21 protein-coding genes and 2 pseudogenes are annotated in these 17,489 nt (G+C 68.7%); 14 read left to right on the top strand and 9 right to left on the bottom strand.

What is annotated here, in order from left to right; translation table 11 throughout:
- Positions 1–88: 88 nt before the first annotated feature.
- The 7 genes from ACFQE0_RS07185 to ACFQE0_RS07215 all read right to left on the bottom strand — a co-directional run bounded on the left by ACFQE0_RS07185 (position 89) and on the right by ACFQE0_RS07215 (position 4,981).
- Positions 89–508 (bottom strand): hypothetical protein, encoded by a 420-nt coding sequence (locus ACFQE0_RS07185; protein ID WP_378968364.1) that lies wholly within the window; start codon positions 506–508, stop codon positions 89–91.
- Between the two features lie 81 nt (positions 509–589).
- Positions 590–1,081 (bottom strand): MerR family transcriptional regulator, encoded by a 492-nt coding sequence (locus tag ACFQE0_RS07190; RefSeq protein WP_378968366.1) that lies wholly within the window; start codon positions 1,079–1,081, stop codon positions 590–592.
- Between the two features lie 80 nt (positions 1,082–1,161).
- Positions 1,162–1,569: an integration host factor subunit alpha gene (locus ACFQE0_RS07195; protein ID WP_378968368.1), complete on the bottom strand. Its 408-nt coding sequence runs from the start codon at positions 1,567–1,569 to the stop codon at positions 1,162–1,164.
- Between the two features lie 49 nt (positions 1,570–1,618).
- Complete coding sequence (locus ACFQE0_RS07200) at positions 1,619–2,584, bottom strand: beta-ketoacyl-ACP synthase III (RefSeq protein WP_378968370.1); 966 nt, start codon at positions 2,582–2,584, stop codon at positions 1,619–1,621.
- Between the two features lie 161 nt (positions 2,585–2,745).
- Complete coding sequence (plsX, locus tag ACFQE0_RS07205; protein WP_378968372.1) at positions 2,746–3,780, bottom strand: phosphate acyltransferase PlsX; 1,035 nt, start codon at positions 3,778–3,780, stop codon at positions 2,746–2,748.
- 119 nt (positions 3,781–3,899) lie between these two features.
- Positions 3,900–4,421 (bottom strand): YceD family protein, encoded by a 522-nt coding sequence (locus ACFQE0_RS07210; protein ID WP_378968374.1) that lies wholly within the window; start codon positions 4,419–4,421, stop codon positions 3,900–3,902.
- On the bottom strand, positions 4,418–4,981 hold the full coding sequence (locus ACFQE0_RS07215) for a ubiquinol-cytochrome C chaperone family protein (protein ID WP_378968376.1): 564 nt from the start codon (positions 4,979–4,981) through the stop codon (positions 4,418–4,420). The genes ACFQE0_RS07210 and ACFQE0_RS07215 overlap by 4 nt, the downstream gene beginning before the upstream one ends.
- A gap of 175 nt (positions 4,982–5,156) precedes the next feature.
- Here ACFQE0_RS07215 and ACFQE0_RS07220 point away from each other — a divergent pair, with 175 nt between their 5' ends.
- The 6 genes and pseudogenes from ACFQE0_RS07220 (at position 5,157) to ACFQE0_RS07245 (ending at position 9,136) form a co-directional block, all read left to right on the top strand.
- On the top strand, positions 5,157–5,654 hold the full coding sequence (locus ACFQE0_RS07220; protein ID WP_378968378.1) for an outer membrane protein assembly factor BamE: 498 nt from the start codon (positions 5,157–5,159) through the stop codon (positions 5,652–5,654).
- A 120-nt stretch (positions 5,655–5,774) separates the two neighbouring features.
- Positions 5,775–6,493: pseudogene (dnaQ, locus tag ACFQE0_RS07225) on the top strand (DNA polymerase III subunit epsilon).
- A 94-nt stretch (positions 6,494–6,587) separates the two neighbouring features.
- Positions 6,588–7,007, top strand: coding sequence for a CopG family transcriptional regulator (locus tag ACFQE0_RS07230; protein ID WP_378968380.1), 420 nt, complete (start codon positions 6,588–6,590; stop codon positions 7,005–7,007).
- Between the two features lie 26 nt (positions 7,008–7,033).
- Positions 7,034–7,300, top strand: coding sequence for a hypothetical protein (locus tag ACFQE0_RS07235; protein ID WP_378968383.1), 267 nt, complete (start codon positions 7,034–7,036; stop codon positions 7,298–7,300).
- Positions 7,249–8,229 carry an extracellular catalytic domain type 1 short-chain-length polyhydroxyalkanoate depolymerase gene (locus tag ACFQE0_RS07240; protein ID WP_378968385.1) on the top strand — a complete coding sequence of 327 codons (981 nt, stop codon included), beginning with the start codon at positions 7,249–7,251 and terminating at the stop codon, positions 8,227–8,229. Before ACFQE0_RS07235 ends, ACFQE0_RS07240 begins: the two co-directional genes overlap by 52 nt.
- Before the next feature lie 22 nt (positions 8,230–8,251).
- Positions 8,252–9,136, top strand: a complete 885-nt coding sequence (locus ACFQE0_RS07245; protein ID WP_378968387.1) for a TIGR01459 family HAD-type hydrolase — start codon at positions 8,252–8,254, stop codon at positions 9,134–9,136.
- Between the two features lie 6 nt (positions 9,137–9,142).
- Here ACFQE0_RS07245 and ACFQE0_RS07250 read toward each other — a convergent pair whose 3' ends face one another.
- A complete protein-coding gene (locus ACFQE0_RS07250; RefSeq protein ID WP_378968389.1) occupies positions 9,143–10,528 on the bottom strand; it encodes an aminotransferase-like domain-containing protein in 1,386 nt (461 codons plus the stop codon).
- Between the two features lie 183 nt (positions 10,529–10,711).
- Here ACFQE0_RS07250 and ACFQE0_RS07255 point away from each other — a divergent pair, with 183 nt between their 5' ends.
- Both ACFQE0_RS07255 and ACFQE0_RS07260 read left to right on the top strand, forming a co-directional pair.
- Positions 10,712–10,888 carry a hypothetical protein gene (locus tag ACFQE0_RS07255; RefSeq protein ID WP_378968392.1) on the top strand — a complete coding sequence of 59 codons (177 nt, stop codon included), beginning with the start codon at positions 10,712–10,714 and terminating at the stop codon, positions 10,886–10,888.
- Positions 10,889–11,007: 119 nt separating this feature from the next.
- Entirely contained in the window at positions 11,008–12,624 is a 1,617-nt protein-coding gene (locus ACFQE0_RS07260; protein ID WP_378968394.1) for a putative bifunctional diguanylate cyclase/phosphodiesterase, read from the top strand.
- 27 nt (positions 12,625–12,651) lie between these two features.
- On the opposite strand, the gene ACFQE0_RS07265 is transcribed toward ACFQE0_RS07260, so the two are convergent.
- Positions 12,652–12,921: a hypothetical protein gene (locus tag ACFQE0_RS07265; protein WP_378968396.1), complete on the bottom strand. Its 270-nt coding sequence runs from the start codon at positions 12,919–12,921 to the stop codon at positions 12,652–12,654.
- A 245-nt stretch (positions 12,922–13,166) separates the two neighbouring features.
- On the opposite strand from ACFQE0_RS07265, the gene ACFQE0_RS07270 reads away from it, so the two are divergent.
- The 6 genes and pseudogenes from ACFQE0_RS07270 to ychF all read left to right on the top strand — a co-directional run bounded on the left by ACFQE0_RS07270 (position 13,167) and on the right by ychF (position 17,479).
- Positions 13,167–13,292 carry a hypothetical protein gene (locus ACFQE0_RS07270; protein ID WP_378968398.1) on the top strand — a complete coding sequence of 42 codons (126 nt, stop codon included), beginning with the start codon at positions 13,167–13,169 and terminating at the stop codon, positions 13,290–13,292.
- Between the two features lie 109 nt (positions 13,293–13,401).
- Positions 13,402–14,925, top strand: a complete 1,524-nt coding sequence (locus ACFQE0_RS07275; protein ID WP_378968401.1) for a UxaA family hydrolase — start codon at positions 13,402–13,404, stop codon at positions 14,923–14,925.
- 118 nt (positions 14,926–15,043) lie between these two features.
- Positions 15,044–15,651: pseudogene (pth, locus tag ACFQE0_RS07280) on the top strand (aminoacyl-tRNA hydrolase).
- A gap of 46 nt (positions 15,652–15,697) precedes the next feature.
- Entirely contained in the window at positions 15,698–15,934 is a 237-nt protein-coding gene (locus tag ACFQE0_RS07285) for a hypothetical protein (RefSeq protein WP_378968403.1), read from the top strand.
- Positions 15,924–16,295, top strand: coding sequence for a PIN domain-containing protein (locus tag ACFQE0_RS07290; RefSeq protein WP_378968405.1), 372 nt, complete (start codon positions 15,924–15,926; stop codon positions 16,293–16,295). Before ACFQE0_RS07285 ends, ACFQE0_RS07290 begins: the two co-directional genes overlap by 11 nt.
- Positions 16,296–16,381: 86 nt before the next feature.
- Positions 16,382–17,479 (top strand): redox-regulated ATPase YchF, encoded by a 1,098-nt coding sequence (gene ychF / locus ACFQE0_RS07295; RefSeq protein ID WP_378968407.1) that lies wholly within the window; start codon positions 16,382–16,384, stop codon positions 17,477–17,479.
- The last annotated feature ends 10 nt before the right edge of the window (positions 17,480–17,489 follow it).

Genomic DNA, 17,489 nt, shown 5'->3' on the forward strand with positions numbered 1-17,489 from the left:
GCGGCGGGCGCTCCGCCCTGTCCGGCACTCCGTCCGCATGATGGATGTGGGAATGGCAGAGCCGCGCGTCGAGGGGCGCAGCCCGCAATCAGTCCTGCAGCGCCGCCGCGACGATGCCGGTGACGCGGGCGATCTGGGCGGGCGAGAACTCGCCGCTCATCGCTGCGGCGAGCCGCTGCTCCACCCGCGCGCGCTCCCCGGCATCGGCGATGGGCGAGGCCGGGATGTCCTCTTCCTTCAGGCGGCAGACCTTCCGGATCGTCTCCGCGGCGGCGAGCAGGCGCTCGCGGTCGGCGGGGCCCATGTCCCAGAGCGGCGCGCGCAGCCGGGCGATGACCCGCCGCGCGTCGCGATAGCGCGGATCGACGGCGGTGGCGGCCTCGACCTGACTGACCAGGGTGATCAGCTCGAGCACCTCAGAGGCCGCGTCGGGGCATGCCCGTACGATCCGCAGAATGCGGGCCATCAGCTCCTGGCTGGGCGACAGTTTGTTCGGCGGAGCGGCCATCGGGCGACAACGCCGGTGCTTCGGCAAAGTTCGGCCGATGCGCCAATCCCTTGCTACGCTTTGGCCGGGGGGCCGCTTCGGCTAGTCCGGCGGCTGGCGGAGCTCGTCCAAGAGGGCGCGGCAGGTCCGCAATTCGTGGAGCGCATCCTCCAGCGCCGCCTGATCCTCGCCCGGCAGGGCGATCACGGTGGTGTCGTCGGGCAACTGGCCCTCGACGCCCCCATCCAGATCCTGCAGCGGGGGTGGCGCGGCCACGACCTCGCCCCGGCCGACGGCTTGGACGAAGCGGATCCCGTTGTCCTTGATGATCCGCTGCGCGCCCTTGATCGTGTAGCGGCGGACATGGAGCAGATGCTTGATGCCTGCCACGAGGTCGACATCCTCGGGCCGGTAATAGCGCCGCCCTCCGGCCCGCTTCATCGGGCGGATCTGACCGAAGCGCGTCTCCCAGAAGCGCAGGACGTGTTGCGGCACGTCCAGGGCCTCGGCCACCTCGCTGATCGTGCGGAAGGCGCCCGCGCTCTTCTCCCGCGCCTCGGTGGTGTCGTCGGGTGCGGCAAGGGCTGGTGGCATCGTGATTCGACTGGAGCGGGCCTGTGCCGGTGATCTTGCAGCCCCAGCGGGCAACGCTCAAGCCTCGATCGACCGTGAGACTAGTCCTCGTCCTCCACGGCCTCGCCGTTGATGCGGGCCTTGAGCACGTTCGAGGGCTTGAACACCATGACCTGGCGCGGCTCGATGGCCACTTCGACGCCGGTCTTGGGGTTGCGGCCGACGCGGCGGCCCTTGCTGCGCACCACGAACGAGCCGAACGAGGAGAGCTTCACCGTCTCGCCGTTGGCGAGGCAGGTGCAGATCTCCGACAGAACGGTTTCGACCAGAGCGGCCGACTCGGTCCGCGACAGCCCGACCTGATGGTAGACGGCCTCGCTCAGGTCGGCACGCGTCACCGTCTTGCCCGCCATTCCTTGTTTCCTTGCCGGCTCGCCCTCGTCCCGACCGCGCTCTTCGGGCGGGTTCGCCGCCTGGGCTTGTTGGGACGTATCTCTATGATCCGCCACGCTAATCCGCCGTGGCGGCCCGGTCAACCGTGGGTTTCGGGCTTGACCGTCACCAGCGAATCAGGGCTGCGCCCCAACTGAAGCCGCCGCCGATCGCCTCGATCATCACGAGGTCCCCCGGCCTGATGCGCCCGTCGCGCGCGGCGACGTCGAGGGCCAGCGGAATCGAGGCGGCGGAAGTGTTGCCGTGCTGGTCCACCGTGAGCACGATCTTCTCGCGGGCGATGCCGAGCTTGTCGGCGGAGGCCTCGATGATCCGGCGGTTGGCTTGGTGCGGCACGAACCAGTCGAGATCGTCGGCGGAGAGGCCCGCCTTCTCGAAGGCATCCACGATCACGTCCGTCACCTGCCCGACGGCGAAGCGGAACACCTCCTTGCCCTCCATGCGCAGATGGCCGGTCGTGCCAGTCGAGCCGGGGCCGCCATCGACGTAGAGCTTCTCCCGGTGGCGCCCGTCCGAGCGGAGGGAGGCCGAGAGCACGCCGCGCTCACCGTCCTCGCGGGCTTCCAACACGATCGCCCCAGCGCCGTCGCCGAACAGCACGCAGGTGGTGCGGTCCTCCCAGTCGAGGATGCGCGAGAAGGTCTCGGCCCCGATCACCAGGGCGCGCTTGGCGGCTCCGGTCGTGAGGAACTTGTCGGCGGTCGAGACCGCAAAGACGAACCCTGCGCAGACCGCCTGCAGATCGAAGGCCGCCCCTTGGGTGATCCCGAGCGCCGCCTGGATCTGCGTCGCCGTGGCGGGGAAGGTGTGGTCGGGCGTCGAGGTCGCGCAGATCACGAGGTCGATCGCCTCCGGCCCGAGGCCCGCCGCGTCGAGGGCGGCCTGCGCCGCGCGGGTGCCGAGCACGGAGGTCGTCTCGTGCTCCCCAGCGAGGAAGCGCTGGCGGATGCCGGTGCGCTGGACGATCCACTCGTCCGAGGTCTCGACCCGCTCGGCGAGCATCGCATTGGTCACCGCCCGCTCGGGCAGGGACGAACCGGTGCCGACGACGACGGAACGCAGGGCTGACATCGTGTGTACCTTTCCGGCGGACCCGTCGTACGGCCCGCCCGTCTCCTCTAGTGCATCGATCCAGACGGGGGCGTCAGCCGTGTCTGAAACAGGTGATGCAAAGACAATGAGCTAAAACAGGGATGCCTGGACGGAATCATGGCGTCCCTACCTCGGCAGGCTCAGGCCGGGGCCAGGGCCGGCGTCTGGTCGAGCATCTCGCGGATGGTGCGGATCATGTCGTGGCGGGCCATGTCGTGCGCGAGGTCGATCGCGGCAGCGAAGCCCTGCGCGTTCTCGGAGCCGTGGCTCTTTACCACAATGCCTTCGAGCCCGAGGAATACGCCCCCGTTCGCGCGGCTCGGATTCATCTTGTCCTTCAGGGCCTTGAAGGCGTGGCGGGCGAAGAAGGCGCCGATCTTGGCAGAGAGGGTCCGCGTCATGGCCGAGCGGAGATACGCGCCGATCTGCTTGGCGGTGCCCTCGGCGGTCTTCAAGGCGATGTTGCCAGTGAAGCCCTCGGTGACGACGACGTCGACCGTGCCCTTGCCGAGATCCGTGCCCTCGACGAAGCCGTGATAGGTCAGGCCCGCCGCGTCCATCTCGCGCAGGAGCCGGGCGGCTTCCTTCACCGCCTCGTTGCCCTTCATCTCCTCGGTGCCGACATTGAGCAGGCCGACCGTCGGCCGGTCGAGGTCGAACACGATGCGGGCCATGGCCGAGCCCATCACCGCCATCTCGACCAGATGCTCGGCGTCGGTGCCGATCGTGGCGCCGACATCCAGCACGACGCTCTCGCCGCGCACCGTCGGCCACAGGCAGGCGATGGCCGGGCGCTCGATGCCCGACATGGTCTTCAGGCAGATCTTCGACATCGCCATCAGCGCGCCGGTATTGCCGGCGGAGACGCAGGCTTCGGCCTGACCGTCGCGGACGGCCTGGACCGCCTGCCACATGGAGGACTTGCCGCGGCCCTGGCGCACCGCCTGGCTCGGTTTGTCGTCCATCGCCACCGAGACGGTGGTGTGGCGGATCTCGACGCAATCCTTCAGCCGGGGCTCGGCGGCCACCAACGGTGCAAGGATCGCCTCGTCCCCGAACATCAGGAATGTCATGTCGGGATGGCGCTCGCGGGCGAGGGCGGCTCCGGGCACCACCGTGGCGGGGCCGTGATCGCCGCCCATGGCGTCGAGCGAAATGCGGACGCGGTTGGACATATGAACTCGGTTCGCGGCCTCGGCGGGATGGATTCCGGCGGGAGCCGCCGGGCGCGGCGGACCATAGCGATGCCCGCCGCTTGGGCAAACGAAATCGGCGCGGGGCCGGGTTCCGCGGTTCAGGCGTCTTCGTCGCGAAGGCGGCGAAGGGCCTCGAACGGGCCGCTCTCCGGGCCGCTGGCGACGGGTTCGAACGTCACGCCGGGCTTGCGCGGATAGGGGTCAAGCCCCAGCGCCAGGAACTCGCCGGTGAGCGCGCCGAGGTCGACGCGCCCGTTCACGATCGGATCGGGCGGCTCGGGGGCGCCCTCAGGCGGGCCGTCCTCGGGCTCCTCGTCGGGCGGCGGCGCGTCGCTGAACACCACGTCGACCGGCTCGCGCACGGCCGATTCGAACGGCTCGAGGGTCACGGTGCAGACCTGCGTCGCCACGGCCTCCACCGTGCCGGTCACGGTCAAGCGCGTCGAGGTCCCGCTCAGGACGAATCGGCCCACGAGGTCGCGCACCGCCGGGATGCCGAAATCACGCGCGAGGGCGGCGCATTCCTCGGGGCTCGCCTCGACCGTGACCTCGGCCCGGCCGCGCGGCAGGCGGCCGATCTCGATGGGACGCGAGAGGGGAGGGGTGGTCTTGGCACTCATGCCGGCTGGTCCGTGTCAGGTCGTGCGGCCGCGAAGGCGGACGGGTCGGGGAGGGGCGGTCCTGCCTTGAGCAGGGTTTCGAAGTCGACGGCGGACAGCGAGGTCTCCGCCGCGCGGACATAGGAGGCGAGCCCGGCCGGGTCGGAATCCGGGCCGACGATGTTACGGGCGAGGGCAGCCTGCAACGCGGCATCGTCGGGGGCCGCCAGGGCGGCATCGTAGCTTCGCGCCCGCCCGTAGAAGGAGGAGGCGAGCTTCTTCATGCGCTTGCTCACGCCGACATCGCTCACGCCGAGTTCGCGGACATTGGCATCGAGATTGGCGAAGACCGTATCCACAAGCTCCTGCGCGAAGTCGGCGGCAGGGGGTGGCAGCCGGTCGAGCCGCCGCAGGACGAGGTAGGCGTGCAGGCACAGGGCCTCAAACCGGCCCTCGACCGTGTCCGGTACATGCAGGGCGGTGTAGAGCGCGGGCTGCCGGGCCGCGCCCACGATGGCGGCGTGCAGCGCCTCGACCGGCCGCCGCCGCTCGGCACCGCGCCGGAAGAACCGGGCGATCACCGGGGAGACCCCGTGTGCGGGTAAATAGTATGGTCGGCCCGGTGTGGCCACGCTTGCCTTGTCAAAGCCATACCCACGCGGTAGGCCAACCCACGCCCAGGGCGCAAGCGCCACCGCACAGCATGTGCGGGCGCGCTGTCGCGCGCTGGCCGTCAACGGAATTCTTGGGGGGCCGATGCGGCGCCGTTTCGTCTCGTCTTTCGCGCGCCTTGCCCTGCTCGGCCTCGTCGGCGCGGGTCTGTCCGGCTGTATCGGCGAGGAGCTGCGCCACGGCTATCAAGTCGATCAGGCCGCCCTCGCCACGGTGAAGCCGGGCATGTCGCCGGATCGGGTCCTCCAGACCCTCGGCACGCCCTCCACCGTGTCCACGGTCGGCAACAAGTCCTGGTACTACATCTCTCAGAACACCAGCCGCACGGTGATGTTCCTGGGCGAGAGCGTGCAGGACCAGAAGGTCATCGCCGTCTACTTCACCCCCGGCTTCAAGGTGGAGCGCGTGGCGCTCTACGGCCTGCAGGATGGCCGTGTGTTCGACTTCATCGAGCGCACGACGCCTACCAGCGGTCAGGATCGCGCCTTCCTCAGCCAGCTCTTCCGCGGCCTCACCCGCTACGAGCCCTTCGGCTCCGGCCGTGGCGCCAGCGTGGTGCCGGGCGCCAACCGCGGCCAGTAACGATCGGCGGAGCCCCGCCTTCGGGCGGGGCGCCTCACAGACCGCCGTCCCACGGCCGTGGGGTGACTCCGGGTGGCCGAACGGCGTAGGGTGCTGCCTTCCGGACCGGCAGGACCCGACATGCTGCGTGAGATCGTCCTCGACACCGAGACCACCGGTACTGAGGCTCAGAACGGCGACCGGCTGATCGAGATCGGCGCGGTCGAGCTGTTCAACCACATCCCGACCGGCCGGGAATTCCACTGCTACATCAACCCGCAGCGGGCGGTCTCCGAGGGCGCCTACGCGGTGCACGGGCTCTCGGACGCGTTCCTGTCCGACAAGCCGGTCTTCGCCAAGGTCGTGCCCGACCTGCTGGACTTCCTGGGTGATGCCCGCCTGGTGATCCACAACGCCCCGTTCGACGTGGGCTTCCTCAACATGGAGTACGCGAGGCTCGGGGCGGAGGCCCCCCGCCGATCCGGCTCGAGGATGTGGTCGATACCCTGCCCATGGCCCGGCGCAAGCATCCGGGCGCGGCCAACAACCTCGATGCGCTCTGCTCGCGCTACGGCATCGACAATTCCCGGCGCACCAAGCACGGGGCGCTCCTCGACGCGCAAATCCTGGCCGAGGTCTATGTCGAACTGCTGGGCGGCAAGCAGACGAGCCTCGGCCTGCTCGTCGCGGAGGCTGCTGCCCCCGCCGCCACGAACCTGCCCGGCGCGGCGGGGAGCGTACCCCGCACCTTCCGCAGTCGCCTGACCGATGCCGAGCGCGAGCGCCACGACGCCTTCCGCGCGAGTCTCGGCGCCCAGGCAATCTGGTCGGACTATATCAGCGGACCCGAAACCGCCTAAGCCTCCGCGCGGTTCTGCTGCAATGCAGCAGGATCCTATTGCAATGCAAAATTCACCCTCTATATACCATCCGCGTGGATGGTGAGGTTGGGTGATGCGACAGGTCCAGGGGCTCGCTGGCGCACGGGTGCCGGAGAGCGAGAAGATCACGATCAACCTGGGCCATGTCGACCTCGGCTACGTCGACCTGCTTGTGGCGGAGGGCGTCTACGCCAACCGTAGCGACTTCATCCGCACGGCGATCCGCAACCAGATCGGCCGCCACGCCGACATCACCAAGCAGTCGGTGGAGCGGCGCAGCGTCGAACTCGGCCTGTGCCGGATCGGCCGCACCGAGTTGGAGGCGGCCCGTGCCGAGGGGCGGATGCTCGACATCAGCGTGCTCGGCCTCGCCACCATCGGAGCCGACGTCACTCCCGAACTCGCCCGCGAAACCATTGGCACGCTGACCGTGCTGGGCAGCCTTCAGGCCACCCCGGCGGTCCGTGCCGCCCTTGCGGACCGTCTGCGCTGACTGCAACCCGAGACGAGGCGACACCCATGTCCGACATTTTCGGCAAGTTCGACCCGAAGTCCGGGAAGCGAGGCTCCGGCGATCCCCTGGCCGATCTCGCGGAGGCCACGCGGCTGACCGGCCTCGGCCGGTTGGAAGAGGCCACCGCCCTGATCCAGCGCACCCTCACGGGGCGGGGGGCTCGTCGCCCTCGACGCCGAATCCTCAACGCCACGGGGCCGAGGCGTCCTCCAGCCTGCGCGTGCGGGAGGTGGTGGAGACCGTGGTGCGCGGTCTCGCCGCCCCGGTGCTGAAGGGGCTCGGCCAACGCCAGCCCTCTCCCGCTCCGGAGCGAGGCCCATCCTCCGGCTCCTTCGTGGTGCGCAGCCATGCGGTGGCCGCCGGATCGCGCGATTACAAGCTGTTCGTGCCGGGCACGCCGCAGAAGTCGGCCCCGCTCGTCGTGATGCTTCACGGCTGCACCCAGAACCCGGACGATTTCGCCGCCGGCACCGGCATGAACGTTCTGGCCGAGCGCCTCGGCATCTTCGTGGCCTATCCCGCCCAGAACCGGTCGGCCCATCCGCAGAAGTGCTGGAACTGGTACGACCCCGCCGACCAGTCTCGCGAGAGCGGCGAGCCCGCGATCATCGCAGGCATCACGCGGGCGGTGATGGCGGCCTATCCGATCGATCCGGCGCGGGTCTACATCGCGGGCATGTCGGCGGGGGGCGCGGCAGCGCTCAACATCGCCCATGCCTATCCCGATCTCTACGCCGCCGTGGGCGTGCATTCCGGCCTCGCGGCGGGCTGCGCCCGCGATCTCGGCTCGGCGATCATGGCGATGCAGGTCGGCGCGCCCGGCTTCGGTACCGGCCCGAATTTCGGTGCGACCGTCACCCCGAAGCGCATCCCGACCATCGTGTTTCACGGCACCGACGACAACACGGTGAGCGTGCGCAACGCGGACCAGATCCTCGCCCAGGCCGAGGCTTCGGGCCTGGAGGCCAGCGCCGAGCGTTTCGAGGGGGCGGGGGACCGTTTCGGCGGCCACCCGTTCATCAGGACGCGCTATAGCGACCGCACCGGACGGGTCGTGCTGGAGGATTGGCGCATTCGCGGCGTCGGCCATGCCTGGTCCGGCGGCAGGCCCGAGGGCACCTATACCGACCCGGCAGGGCCGGATGCTTCGCGGGCGATGCTGGACTTCTTCGCCGAGCACCGGCTGGCCAAGCCCCATTGAACACCAGGGACCGAACCGCACCATGACCACGCCGATCCCCACCCTCTCCGGCCTGTCCGGGATCGCCGAGGGGCGCGACCTGATCCTCTGCGACGTCTGGGGCGTGCTCCACGACGGGCAGAAGGCACATGTCGCGGCGGGTGAGGCGCTCATCCGCTTCCGCAACCTGCCGGGCCCGCGGCGGCGGCGGGTGGTGCTGGTCTCGAACGCGCCCCGCCCGGGCGACGGGGTCGGCCGCATCCTCGACCGGTTCGGCGTGCCGCGCGAGGCCTATGATGCGATCCTCACCTCGGGTGACCTGACCCGCGACCTGATCGCCGCCCGCCCCGGCGCGCGCATCCGCCATATCGGGCCGGAGCGCGATCTGGGCGTGTTCAAGGATCTCGACCTCACCCTCGTGCCGGAGGACGAGGCCGACCTGATCGTCTGTACCGGCCTGTTCGATGATCGCAACGAGACGGCCGAGGATTACCGCCCCGAGCTGACCCGCCTTGCCGGGCGCGGCCTGCCGATGATCTGCGCCAACCCGGACCTCGTGGTGGAGAGCGGCAACCGCCTCATCCCCTGCGCCGGATTGCTCGCGGCCGCCTATGCCGAGATCGGCGGCGAGGTAATCTATGCGGGCAAGCCGCACCGGCCGGTCTACGAGGCGGCGCTCGCCGTCGCTGCGTCCCTCGACGGCGGCGCCCCCGACGAGAAGGGGCGGGTCATCGCCATCGGCGACGCGATCCGCACCGACATAGCCGGGGCGAGCGGCTTCGGCATCGCGAGTCTTCTCGTCGCCCGCGGGATCCATGCCGAGGAACTCGGCGTCACCGCCGATCACCACACCCTCGGCGACATCGCCGAGTGGCTCGGCCGGCAGAGCGTGCATCCGGACGCCGTGATCGAGCGGCTGGTCTGGTAGGGCTGGCTAACCCAGCACGGCCCGCAGGGATTTCATCACCTGCGGGTCGGCGCAATGTCCGACATTGAAGCGCAGGAAATCCTGCCAGCCGCCTGAGGGGCTGAACACGACCCCCGGGGCGAGCAGCATGTTGCGCGTTAGGGCCCGGCGGGCCACGTCCGCCGCGTCGCGCCCATCCGTCAGCCGCATCCAAAGGAAGTAGCCGCCGCGCGGCTCGGCCCAGATCCGCAGGCCGCACTCCGAGAGGTCGCGGGCCACCTGCGCCATGGCGCCCGCCAGTCTTCGGCGCGTCTCGGCCAGGGTGCGCCGGTAGCTGCCATCGGTCAGCAGCCCGTGCGCCAGGGCGGCGCAGACATGGCCGTTTCCGAGGCTGAGGGCGAGCTTCAGATCGACCAGCGGCTCGACCCAGTCCGGTCGGAGGGCGATCCAGCCGCAGCGGGCGGCGGCGGTGAGCGTCTTCGAGAAGCCGCCGATCTGGATCACCCGCTCGAACCCATCGAACCCGGCAAGGCGCGGGGCCGCGTCGGGTTCGAGATCACCGAAGATCTCGTCTTCCACCACGAGGGTCTCGTGCGCCTCGCACAGGCGCAGGATGCGGTGCGCCGTAGCGGGCAGGAGGCTCGTGCCGGTCGGGTTCTGCAGCGCCGAATTGGTCAGGTAGAAGCGCGGCCGGTGCTTCGCCAAAAGGGCCGCCAGGGCCGTCAGGTCAGGGCCCTCCGTCGTCATCGGCACCCCGATCACCGTGGCGCGCTGGGCGCGAAGAAGAGCGACGAAGTTGAAGTAGCAGGGATCGTCCACCAGCACCGTGTCGCCGGGCTGAAGCAGGAACCGGGCGATCAGGTCCAAGGCCTGCGTCGCGGAATCGACCAGTACGATCTGGTCGGGGCTCGCGACGACGCCCTTCTCCGCGCCTCGCCGGGCGATGAGTGCCCGCAGCGGGGGAAAGCCCTGCGGCTGGTCGTAACGGGTGACGATGGCGGTCTCGGCCCTGGCGACGGCGCGCAGGCCCCGCCGCACGGCATCGTCCGGCAGCCACGCCTCGGGCAAGTTGCCGCCGCCGGGCATCATCATGGTGGATCCGGCGAGCGCCGATTGCCGGGCGAGCCAGAGCGGGTCCACCGCGCGGTCGAGCTCCGGACCCATCGCCTTCAGGCATAGGGGCCGGGTCTTGCCCGCCACGTAGAAGCCGGAGCCCGGCCGCGAGACGATGGCGCCCTCGGCCGCCAAGCGTTCATAGGCCTCCACCACCGTCGATTTCGACACGCCCATCGCCTCGGCCTGGGCGCGTACCGAGGGGATCCGCGCGCCGGGGGCGAGCACCCGTGCAGCGATGCGCTGGCGGATGCCATCGGCGACCGCCTCCGTGCGGCCGAGCTGGTCGGTAAGCAACATCCGTACTGGTCCTGGCAACGGACAATTCGAGCGAACCGTACGAAATCGTCCCTGTCTTGCCCAGGGTCGGGCCGTCATCCTGGCCCCTCATTCGAAGGGGAGAGGGCGATGGCGGGGGACAGGTTGCGCAGGATGATACAGCGGGTGGCCAATGGCCTCCGTGAGGAGTTCGGACGCCCCGCGATGAACCGCCGCATCCTTTATCGGCTTTCGACGGCTCCCATTCACGAACTCGCGAGCCTCGGCCTCACGCCCAGCGATGTGCGGGAAGCCGCCGCTCCCGGCGTCGCCGATGCGGTCGGGTTTCTGAGGGCGAAACGGGCTTTGCGGCAGAGCAGGGGAGAACTGTTTTCATGGTAAAAAACAGCAGAGATCAAATGTAAGAGCCAAATCGTACCGTTAGATGCCGCCTTTCGAGTTTCGGCTTCACCCCGTCTTAGGTGATTTGTGGTTCGTTGTGGCCGCAAGAGGTAGGCGCAATGACCAAGGCGACGATCGTTCAGTGGCGGAAGGGCGAACTCTACGAAACCCTCTGCCTGCTCCTCATCGGGGCGGGCATCTGGTTCGTGGGCATCACGCTCGGCTCCTTCGACGTGCTGCACGAGGCGGTTCAGAGTTACCGGCTCGGCGATTTCATGATCCTCGGCGCCTGCATGGGCGTCGCGATCTGCGGAGCCAGCATCCGCAAGTCGATCCTGATGCGCCGCCTCATGCTGGAGCGCGACGCCGCCGCCGCCAATGCCGAGGCCATCGCCCGGCATGACGGGCTCACCGGCCTCGCCAACCGCCGCCGCTTCCTTGAGGAGATCGAGCGGGTGCGGGGGCAACTCTCGACCGAGTTATCGGCGGTGCTGCTCATCGACCTCGACCGGTTCAAACCGGTCAACGACCTCTACGGCCATGCCGCCGGTAATGCGGTGCTTTGCGCCGTCGCGGAACGCCTGACCGCCCTGCTGCCCCCGGGCGGCGTCGCGGCCCGGCTCGGCGGCGACGAATTCGCCCTCCTGGTTCCGCTCTCCCACGGCAGCGAAGGGCTGACGCGCCTCGCGCAGGGGGTGATCTCCTCGATCGCCGCGCCCATCAACTGGAGCCAGAACGAACTGAAGGTCGGCGCCACGGTCGGCGTGGCCGCCGTGTCGCCCGACTACATCGACGCCGACGCCATCCTGCACGCGGCCGACCTCGCCATGTACCAGGGCAAGAAGGAAGGGCGCGGCACTTACCGCTTCTTCCGCAGCGCCATGGATGAGGAGCTTCGCGCCCGCGCCCGCCTGGAGGCGGAACTGCGCACGGCGATCGAGCAGGGGGCGATCGAGCCGTTCTACCAGCCGGTGGTCGCGCTGCCGGACAAGCAGATCGTCGGCCTCGAAGTGCTCGCCCGCTGGCGCCACCCCGAGCGCGGCCTCGTGAGCCCCACGGAGTTCATTCCCGTGGCGGAAGAGACCGGCATGATCGCGGAACTCAGCTACAACCTAATCCGCCGTGCCTGCATCGACGCACGGGATTGGCCCGCCCACCTCATCCTGGCGGTGAATATCGCGCCGCACCAGTTCCAGGACGTGTGGCTGGCCGAGCGCATCCTCGCCATCCTCACCGAGACCGGCTTCCCGCCGGGACGGCTGGAGGTGGAGATCACCGAGAGCGCCCTGATCCAGGATCTGGAGGCGACGCGGGCCACGCTCACCTCGCTGCAGCGGCTCGGCGTGCGCATCGCGCTGGACGATTTCGGCACCGGCTATTCCAGCCTGTACCATCTGCGCGAACTGAAGTTCGACAAGCTGAAGATCGACCGCAGCTACGTCGATGCCATCACCATGAGCGACGAGCGCGCCAAGCTGGTCGATGCCATCATCAAGCTCGGCTCCAGCCTCGGCCTCGCCACCACCGCCGAAGGCATCGAGACCGATGCCAGCGTCGAATGGCTCTCCGACCAGGGCTGCGATTTCGGCCAGGGCTACCTGTTCGGCCGCGCCATGCCAAAATCCGAGATGGACGATGTTCTCGCCGCCGTGGCGTCGGGCAAGCTGCCCGCCGCCACCATCGCCCCCGAGGCGGTGCCGCGGGAGGCGATCATCACCCTCGCGCGGGCTTCGTAGGCCGCGCGCCCGTCGGGGCGGGGCTCGTCAGCGAGCCTCACTCACTTTGCGGGTGGCCTTCTGCTCCTTCTTGTAGGCGGTGATCGCCGTGGAGCAGTCGGGCGAGAGCTTCTTCATGTTGGTGCGGAAGCAAGCCTCGACCTCGGGGCCGCCCGGCGCGAAATCGCTACAGAGTTCCATGTAGTCGCCGGTGCAGGCCCGCTTCAGCGCGTCACGCGCGGGCGAGGATTCGGCGAGGGACACGGCGGGGGCTGCGCCAACGGCGAGGGCCAGCAGAGCCGCCAGGGTCTTGGACATGACACATCCTTCTACTCACTGCCGCTTGAGCGAACCCTCGCGGCAGTGCAGCGGATGGCGTCCGACGATGGCATGAGAGTGGCACGGGCCTAGGGCGGTCCCTCATTGTGACCATGTCTGCGATGCAACGTGTGCATGTGCGATCTGACGCAGGGACAGGCTCGCTGCGTTCACACTGTTGCCTGCTTTGAGGCGCTTCCTGCGAATGAGCGGCGCGTTGTGGCCGCAGTGCCACGGAGGCCGCCGTGTTCAAGACCGTTCTCGCGATCCTGACCGTTCTCGCCGTCGTGGCTCTGGGGGGGCTGATCAAGCTTCCGCTGTTGCCCTTCCGCATGGTGCGCGATCTCCTGCGTCGGCCGTCCGCCGCCTGAGAGCATCCTTCGGCCGTCACCCGGCGGCCTTGAAACCTCCGCCGATCTTTGCTCCGCTCCGGGCAAAGACAATGGCAACGCTCCCAATAAGGGGGCGGGGAGGAAATCCGTGGTGACCCATCCGACCATCACCCTGAACGCGGCGGATGGGGTGGTGATCGCCCGCGCCGCCATCGAGCCCGGCACCGCCGTGGCTGCGGGCGTGGCCGCCTCCGAGCGGATCCCCGCCGGACATAAGGTCGCCATCCGGGGCCATGGGCCCGGCGAGGCGGTGCTGAAATACGGCCAGGTGATCGGCTTCGCGACGCAGCCCATCGCGCCCGGCCAGCACATCCATACCCACAATCTCGCCATGGGCGATTTCGCCCGTGATTACGCGTTCGGGCGCGATGTGAAGCCCACGCCCTTCATCGCCTCGCCTGCCACCTTCGCAGGCATCCGCCGCGCTGACGGGCGGGTCGCGACGCGCAACTACGTCGGCATTCTCACCTCGGTGAATTGCTCGGCCCATGTCGCGGGGTTGATCGCCGACGCGTTCAAGCGTCACCCAATCCTCGATCTCGACCCTTTGGCGGGCACGCCGAACGTCGATGGCGTCGTGGCGCTCACCCACAAGACCGGTTGCGGCATGGCGATGGGCGAGCCGCTGCGCCTCCTGCGGCGGACGCTGGCGGGTTACGCGCGCCACGCCAACTTCTCGCACATCGTGATGATCGGCCTCGGCTGCGAGGTGAACCAGATCGGCGCCTTCCTGGAGGAGCAAGGTCTCGGCGATCGCATCCGCAACATGAACATCCAGAGCATGGGCGGCACCCGCAAGACGGTCGAGGCAGGCATCGACTTCGTAAAGGAGGTTCTGCACGAGGCGAATTCCGTCCGGCGCGAACCGGTGCCCGCGAGCGAGTTGACGGTCGCCCTGCAATGCGGCGGCTCGGACGGCTATTCCGGCGTGTCCGCGAACCCGGCCTTGGGCATCGCCAGCGACCTCGTCGTCCGCCATGGCGGCAGCGTCATCCTCTCGGAGACCACCGAGACCTACGGCGCCGAGCAATTGTTCACCCGCCGGGCCGAGAGCCCGGAGGTCGGCCAGAGGCTCGTGGACCTGATGCGGTGGTGGGAGGAGTACACCGCCAAGGAAGGGGCCGAGATCAACTCGAATCCGACACCGGGCAACAAGGCCGGCGGGCTCACGACCATTCTCGAAAAATCGCTCGGCGCCATGGCCAAGGCGGGCAGCACCAACCTCGTGGACGTGGTCCGCTATGCCGAGCCGGTGACCAAGAAGGGCTTCACCTTCATGGACACGCCCGGCTACGACCCCGTGGCCGCCACCGGGCAGGTGGCGGGCGGGGCGAACCTCGTCTGCTTCACCACGGGACGGGGCAGCATGTTCGGCTGCAAGCCCGCGCCATCGATCAAAATCGCCACCAACACCCCCATGTACCGGCGGCTCGAAGAGGACATGGACGTCAATTGCGGCACGATCGTCGATGGCGACGAGACGGTTGAGCAGGCGGGCCAGCGGATCTTCGAACTGATCCTGCGCGTCGCGGGTGGTGAGCGGACCAAGAGCGAGGCGCTGGATTTCGGGGCGGACGAGTTTGCGCCGTGGCAGATCGGAGCGACGGTTTAACCTGCCTGTCGGCCCGCGCGGCGATCTGCTATGCGCGGGCCTTTCCCGCCGCGCGCTGGCCCTTCGGGCGAGCGCCCCATAGGAGGACGGGGCGGCCGATCCGTCGCCCCGCAACAGGATGCGCCTGATCGTCGGTCTCGGGAATCCGGGCTCCCGCTACGCCGCCAACCGGCACAATATCGGCTTCCTCGCCATCGACGAGATCGCCCGCGTCCACCGGGCGGCCCCGTTCCGGCGGCGCTTCCAGGGCGAGGCGGCGGAGGTGGCGCTGGGCCCCGAGCGGGCGATCCTGCTCAAGCCGCAGACCTTCATGAACGAGTCCGGGCGCTCGGTTGCGGAGGCGCAGCGCTTCTACAAGATCGCACTCTCCGACGTGATCGTGCTCCACGACGAACTCGATCTCCCCCGGCCAAGCTCCGGGTGAAGCAGGGCGGCGGCAATGCGGGCCATAACGGCCTGCGCTCGATCACGGCGCAATGCGGGAACGAGTACCGCCGGGTGCGCCTCGGCATCGGCCATCCCGGCGACAAGGCGCTCGTCCATTCCTACGTGCTCAACGATTTCGGTAAGGCCGAGATGCCCTGGGTGGACGACCTCTGCCGGGCGGTGGCCGACCACGCCGCCGTGCTCGCGGCGGGCGAGGATGCAAGCTTCCAGAACAAGGTCCACCTCGCCATGGCCGGACGCGGCTGGGACGAGGTGAAGACGCTGGGCGCCAAAAATTGACACGAAAACACGGGGACACGATATCGACGTTTGCGGAGCCGGACCGATGACGAACGTCACTGTGAGCTTGGATGAGGGGGTGCTTCAGCGCGCGCAGGCGGATGCGGCACGCGAAGGCAAGAGCCTGCCCGAATTTCTCGCCGAGACGATCGAGCGGCGTGTCGGACGGCCGGTGATGTCGCAGCGCGAGGCGATGAAGCGGTTCCTCGCGAGGCCGCCGTTGCATGTCCTGGACGAGAACGGGAAGGCACCGACCCGCGAACAGATGTACGATGACGACTGATCTGGTCTTCGTCGATACGAACGTCTTCCTGTATGCCCGTGACGACCGTGAACCCGCCAAGCTAGACGCGGCGGCCCATTGGCTGACATCGCTGGCAAATCGGGAGATTCTGGTCGTCAGCCCGCAGGTGCTCGGGGAATATCTCCACGTCACACTGAGGGGAAAATTGCCGATTACGGCGGAAGAAGCACGACAGGCGACCCTCGAGTTCGAAACCTACTCCCGGGGCGCCCTCGATCTTGAGTTGATTCAGATGGCATGGTCACTCCGGCAGGAAACCTCTTTCCAATGGTGGGACTGTGCCATCCTCGGAGCGGCTATCCGCGCCGGGTGCCGGTATCTGCTGACCGAAGACTTTTAGCACGGTCGGACGCTTCGCGGCGTCACGATCCTCAACCCCTTCACTGTCGGCCCTGAAGCCGTCGGCGTAGAGCACTAGGACACGTCATGGGCTTCAAATGCGGCATCGTCGGCCTGCCGAACGTCGGCAAGTCGACCCTCTTCAACGCGCTGACGCAGACGGCGGCGGCGCAGGCGGCGAACTATCCCTTCTGCACCATCGAACCGAATGTCGGCGAAGTGGCGGTGCCCGATCCGCGCCTCGATGACCTCGCCCGCATCGCTGGTTCGAAGGAGATCATCCCGACCCGCCTGACCTTCGTGGACATTGCCGGCCTCGTGCGCGGCGCCTCGAAGGGCGAAGGGCTCGGCAACCAGTTCCTCGCCAATATCCGCGAGGTCGATGCCATCGCCCATGTGGTGCGCTGCTTCGAGGACGGGGACGTGACCCACGTCGAGGGCAAGGTCGATCCGGCCGCCGACATCGAGACCATCGAGACCGAGCTGATGCTCGCCGACCTCGACAGCCTGGAGCGCCGCGCCACCGCCTTGGAGAAGAAGGCCAAGGGTTCCGACAAGGAAGCCAAGGAGGCCCTCGACCTCGTGAACCGCGCTCTGCCGCTCCTGCGTGATGGCAAGCCCGCGCGCCTCGTGGAGCGCAAGCCCGAGGAGGAGCGGCTGTTCCAGACCCTCGGCCTGATGACCGCCAAGCCCGTCCTCTATGTCTGCAACGTGGACGAGGGCGATGCCGACAAGGGCAATGCGCATTCCGCGGCCGTCTTCGCCCGGGCAAAGGCCGAAGGGGCCGTGGCCGTGGTGGTCTCGGCCAAGATCGAGAGCGAGATCGCGGTGATGCCGCAGGGCGATCAGGCCGAGTTCCTCGAAGCGGTCGGCCTCGCCGAGCCCGGCCTCAACCGGGTGATCCGCGCGGGCTACGATCTGCTCGGCCTTGTGACCTACTTCACGGTCGGCCCGAAGGAGGCCCGCGCCTGGACGATCACGAAGGGCACCCGCGCCCCCGGCGCGGCGGGCGTGATCCACTCGGATTTCGAGAAGGGCTTCATCCGCGCCGAGACGATCGCGTTCAAGGATTACACCGCGCTCAACGGTGAAGCCGGAGCGCGCGACGCGGGCAAGCTCAGGCTTGAGGGGAAGGATTACGTGGTGCAGGACGGCGACGTGCTGCATTTCCGTTTCGCCAACTAAAGATCCCCCG

This window comes from Methylobacterium komagatae, assembly GCF_042661665.1.
Taxonomy (GTDB): Bacteria; Pseudomonadota; Alphaproteobacteria; order Rhizobiales; family Beijerinckiaceae; genus Methylobacterium; species Methylobacterium komagatae.

What these genes read in the sequence shown, in the direction of transcription:
- ACFQE0_RS07220 (WP_378968378.1), top strand. Translation starts at nt 5,157, where the DNA reads ATGCGGCGCCGTTTCGTCTCGTCTTTCGCGCGCCTTGCCCTGCTCGGC.
- ACFQE0_RS07200 (WP_378968370.1), bottom strand. Translation starts at nt 2,584, where the DNA reads ATGTCAGCCCTGCGTTCCGTCGTCGTCGGCACCGGTTCGTCCCTGCCC.
- ACFQE0_RS07230 (WP_378968380.1), top strand. Translation starts at nt 6,588, where the DNA reads ATGCGACAGGTCCAGGGGCTCGCTGGCGCACGGGTGCCGGAGAGCGAG.
- ACFQE0_RS07290 (WP_378968405.1), top strand. Translation starts at nt 15,924, where the DNA reads ATGACGACTGATCTGGTCTTCGTCGATACGAACGTCTTCCTGTATGCC.
- ACFQE0_RS07285 (WP_378968403.1), top strand. Translation starts at nt 15,698, where the DNA reads ATGACGAACGTCACTGTGAGCTTGGATGAGGGGGTGCTTCAGCGCGCG.
- ACFQE0_RS07260 (WP_378968394.1), top strand. Translation starts at nt 11,008, where the DNA reads ATGACCAAGGCGACGATCGTTCAGTGGCGGAAGGGCGAACTCTACGAA.
- ychF (WP_378968407.1), top strand. Translation starts at nt 16,382, where the DNA reads ATGGGCTTCAAATGCGGCATCGTCGGCCTGCCGAACGTCGGCAAGTCG.
- ACFQE0_RS07245 (WP_378968387.1), top strand. Translation starts at nt 8,252, where the DNA reads ATGACCACGCCGATCCCCACCCTCTCCGGCCTGTCCGGGATCGCCGAG.
- ACFQE0_RS07190 (WP_378968366.1), bottom strand. Translation starts at nt 1,081, where the DNA reads ATGCCACCAGCCCTTGCCGCACCCGACGACACCACCGAGGCGCGGGAG.
- ACFQE0_RS07185 (WP_378968364.1), bottom strand. Translation starts at nt 508, where the DNA reads ATGGCCGCTCCGCCGAACAAACTGTCGCCCAGCCAGGAGCTGATGGCC.
- ACFQE0_RS07250 (WP_378968389.1), bottom strand. Translation starts at nt 10,528, where the DNA reads ATGTTGCTTACCGACCAGCTCGGCCGCACGGAGGCGGTCGCCGATGGC.
- plsX (WP_378968372.1), bottom strand. Translation starts at nt 3,780, where the DNA reads ATGTCCAACCGCGTCCGCATTTCGCTCGACGCCATGGGCGGCGATCAC.
- ACFQE0_RS07210 (WP_378968374.1), bottom strand. Translation starts at nt 4,421, where the DNA reads ATGAGTGCCAAGACCACCCCTCCCCTCTCGCGTCCCATCGAGATCGGC.
- ACFQE0_RS07255 (WP_378968392.1), top strand. Translation starts at nt 10,712, where the DNA reads ATGAACCGCCGCATCCTTTATCGGCTTTCGACGGCTCCCATTCACGAA.
- ACFQE0_RS07265 (WP_378968396.1), bottom strand. Translation starts at nt 12,921, where the DNA reads ATGTCCAAGACCCTGGCGGCTCTGCTGGCCCTCGCCGTTGGCGCAGCC.
- ACFQE0_RS07235 (WP_378968383.1), top strand. Translation starts at nt 7,034, where the DNA reads ATGTCCGACATTTTCGGCAAGTTCGACCCGAAGTCCGGGAAGCGAGGC.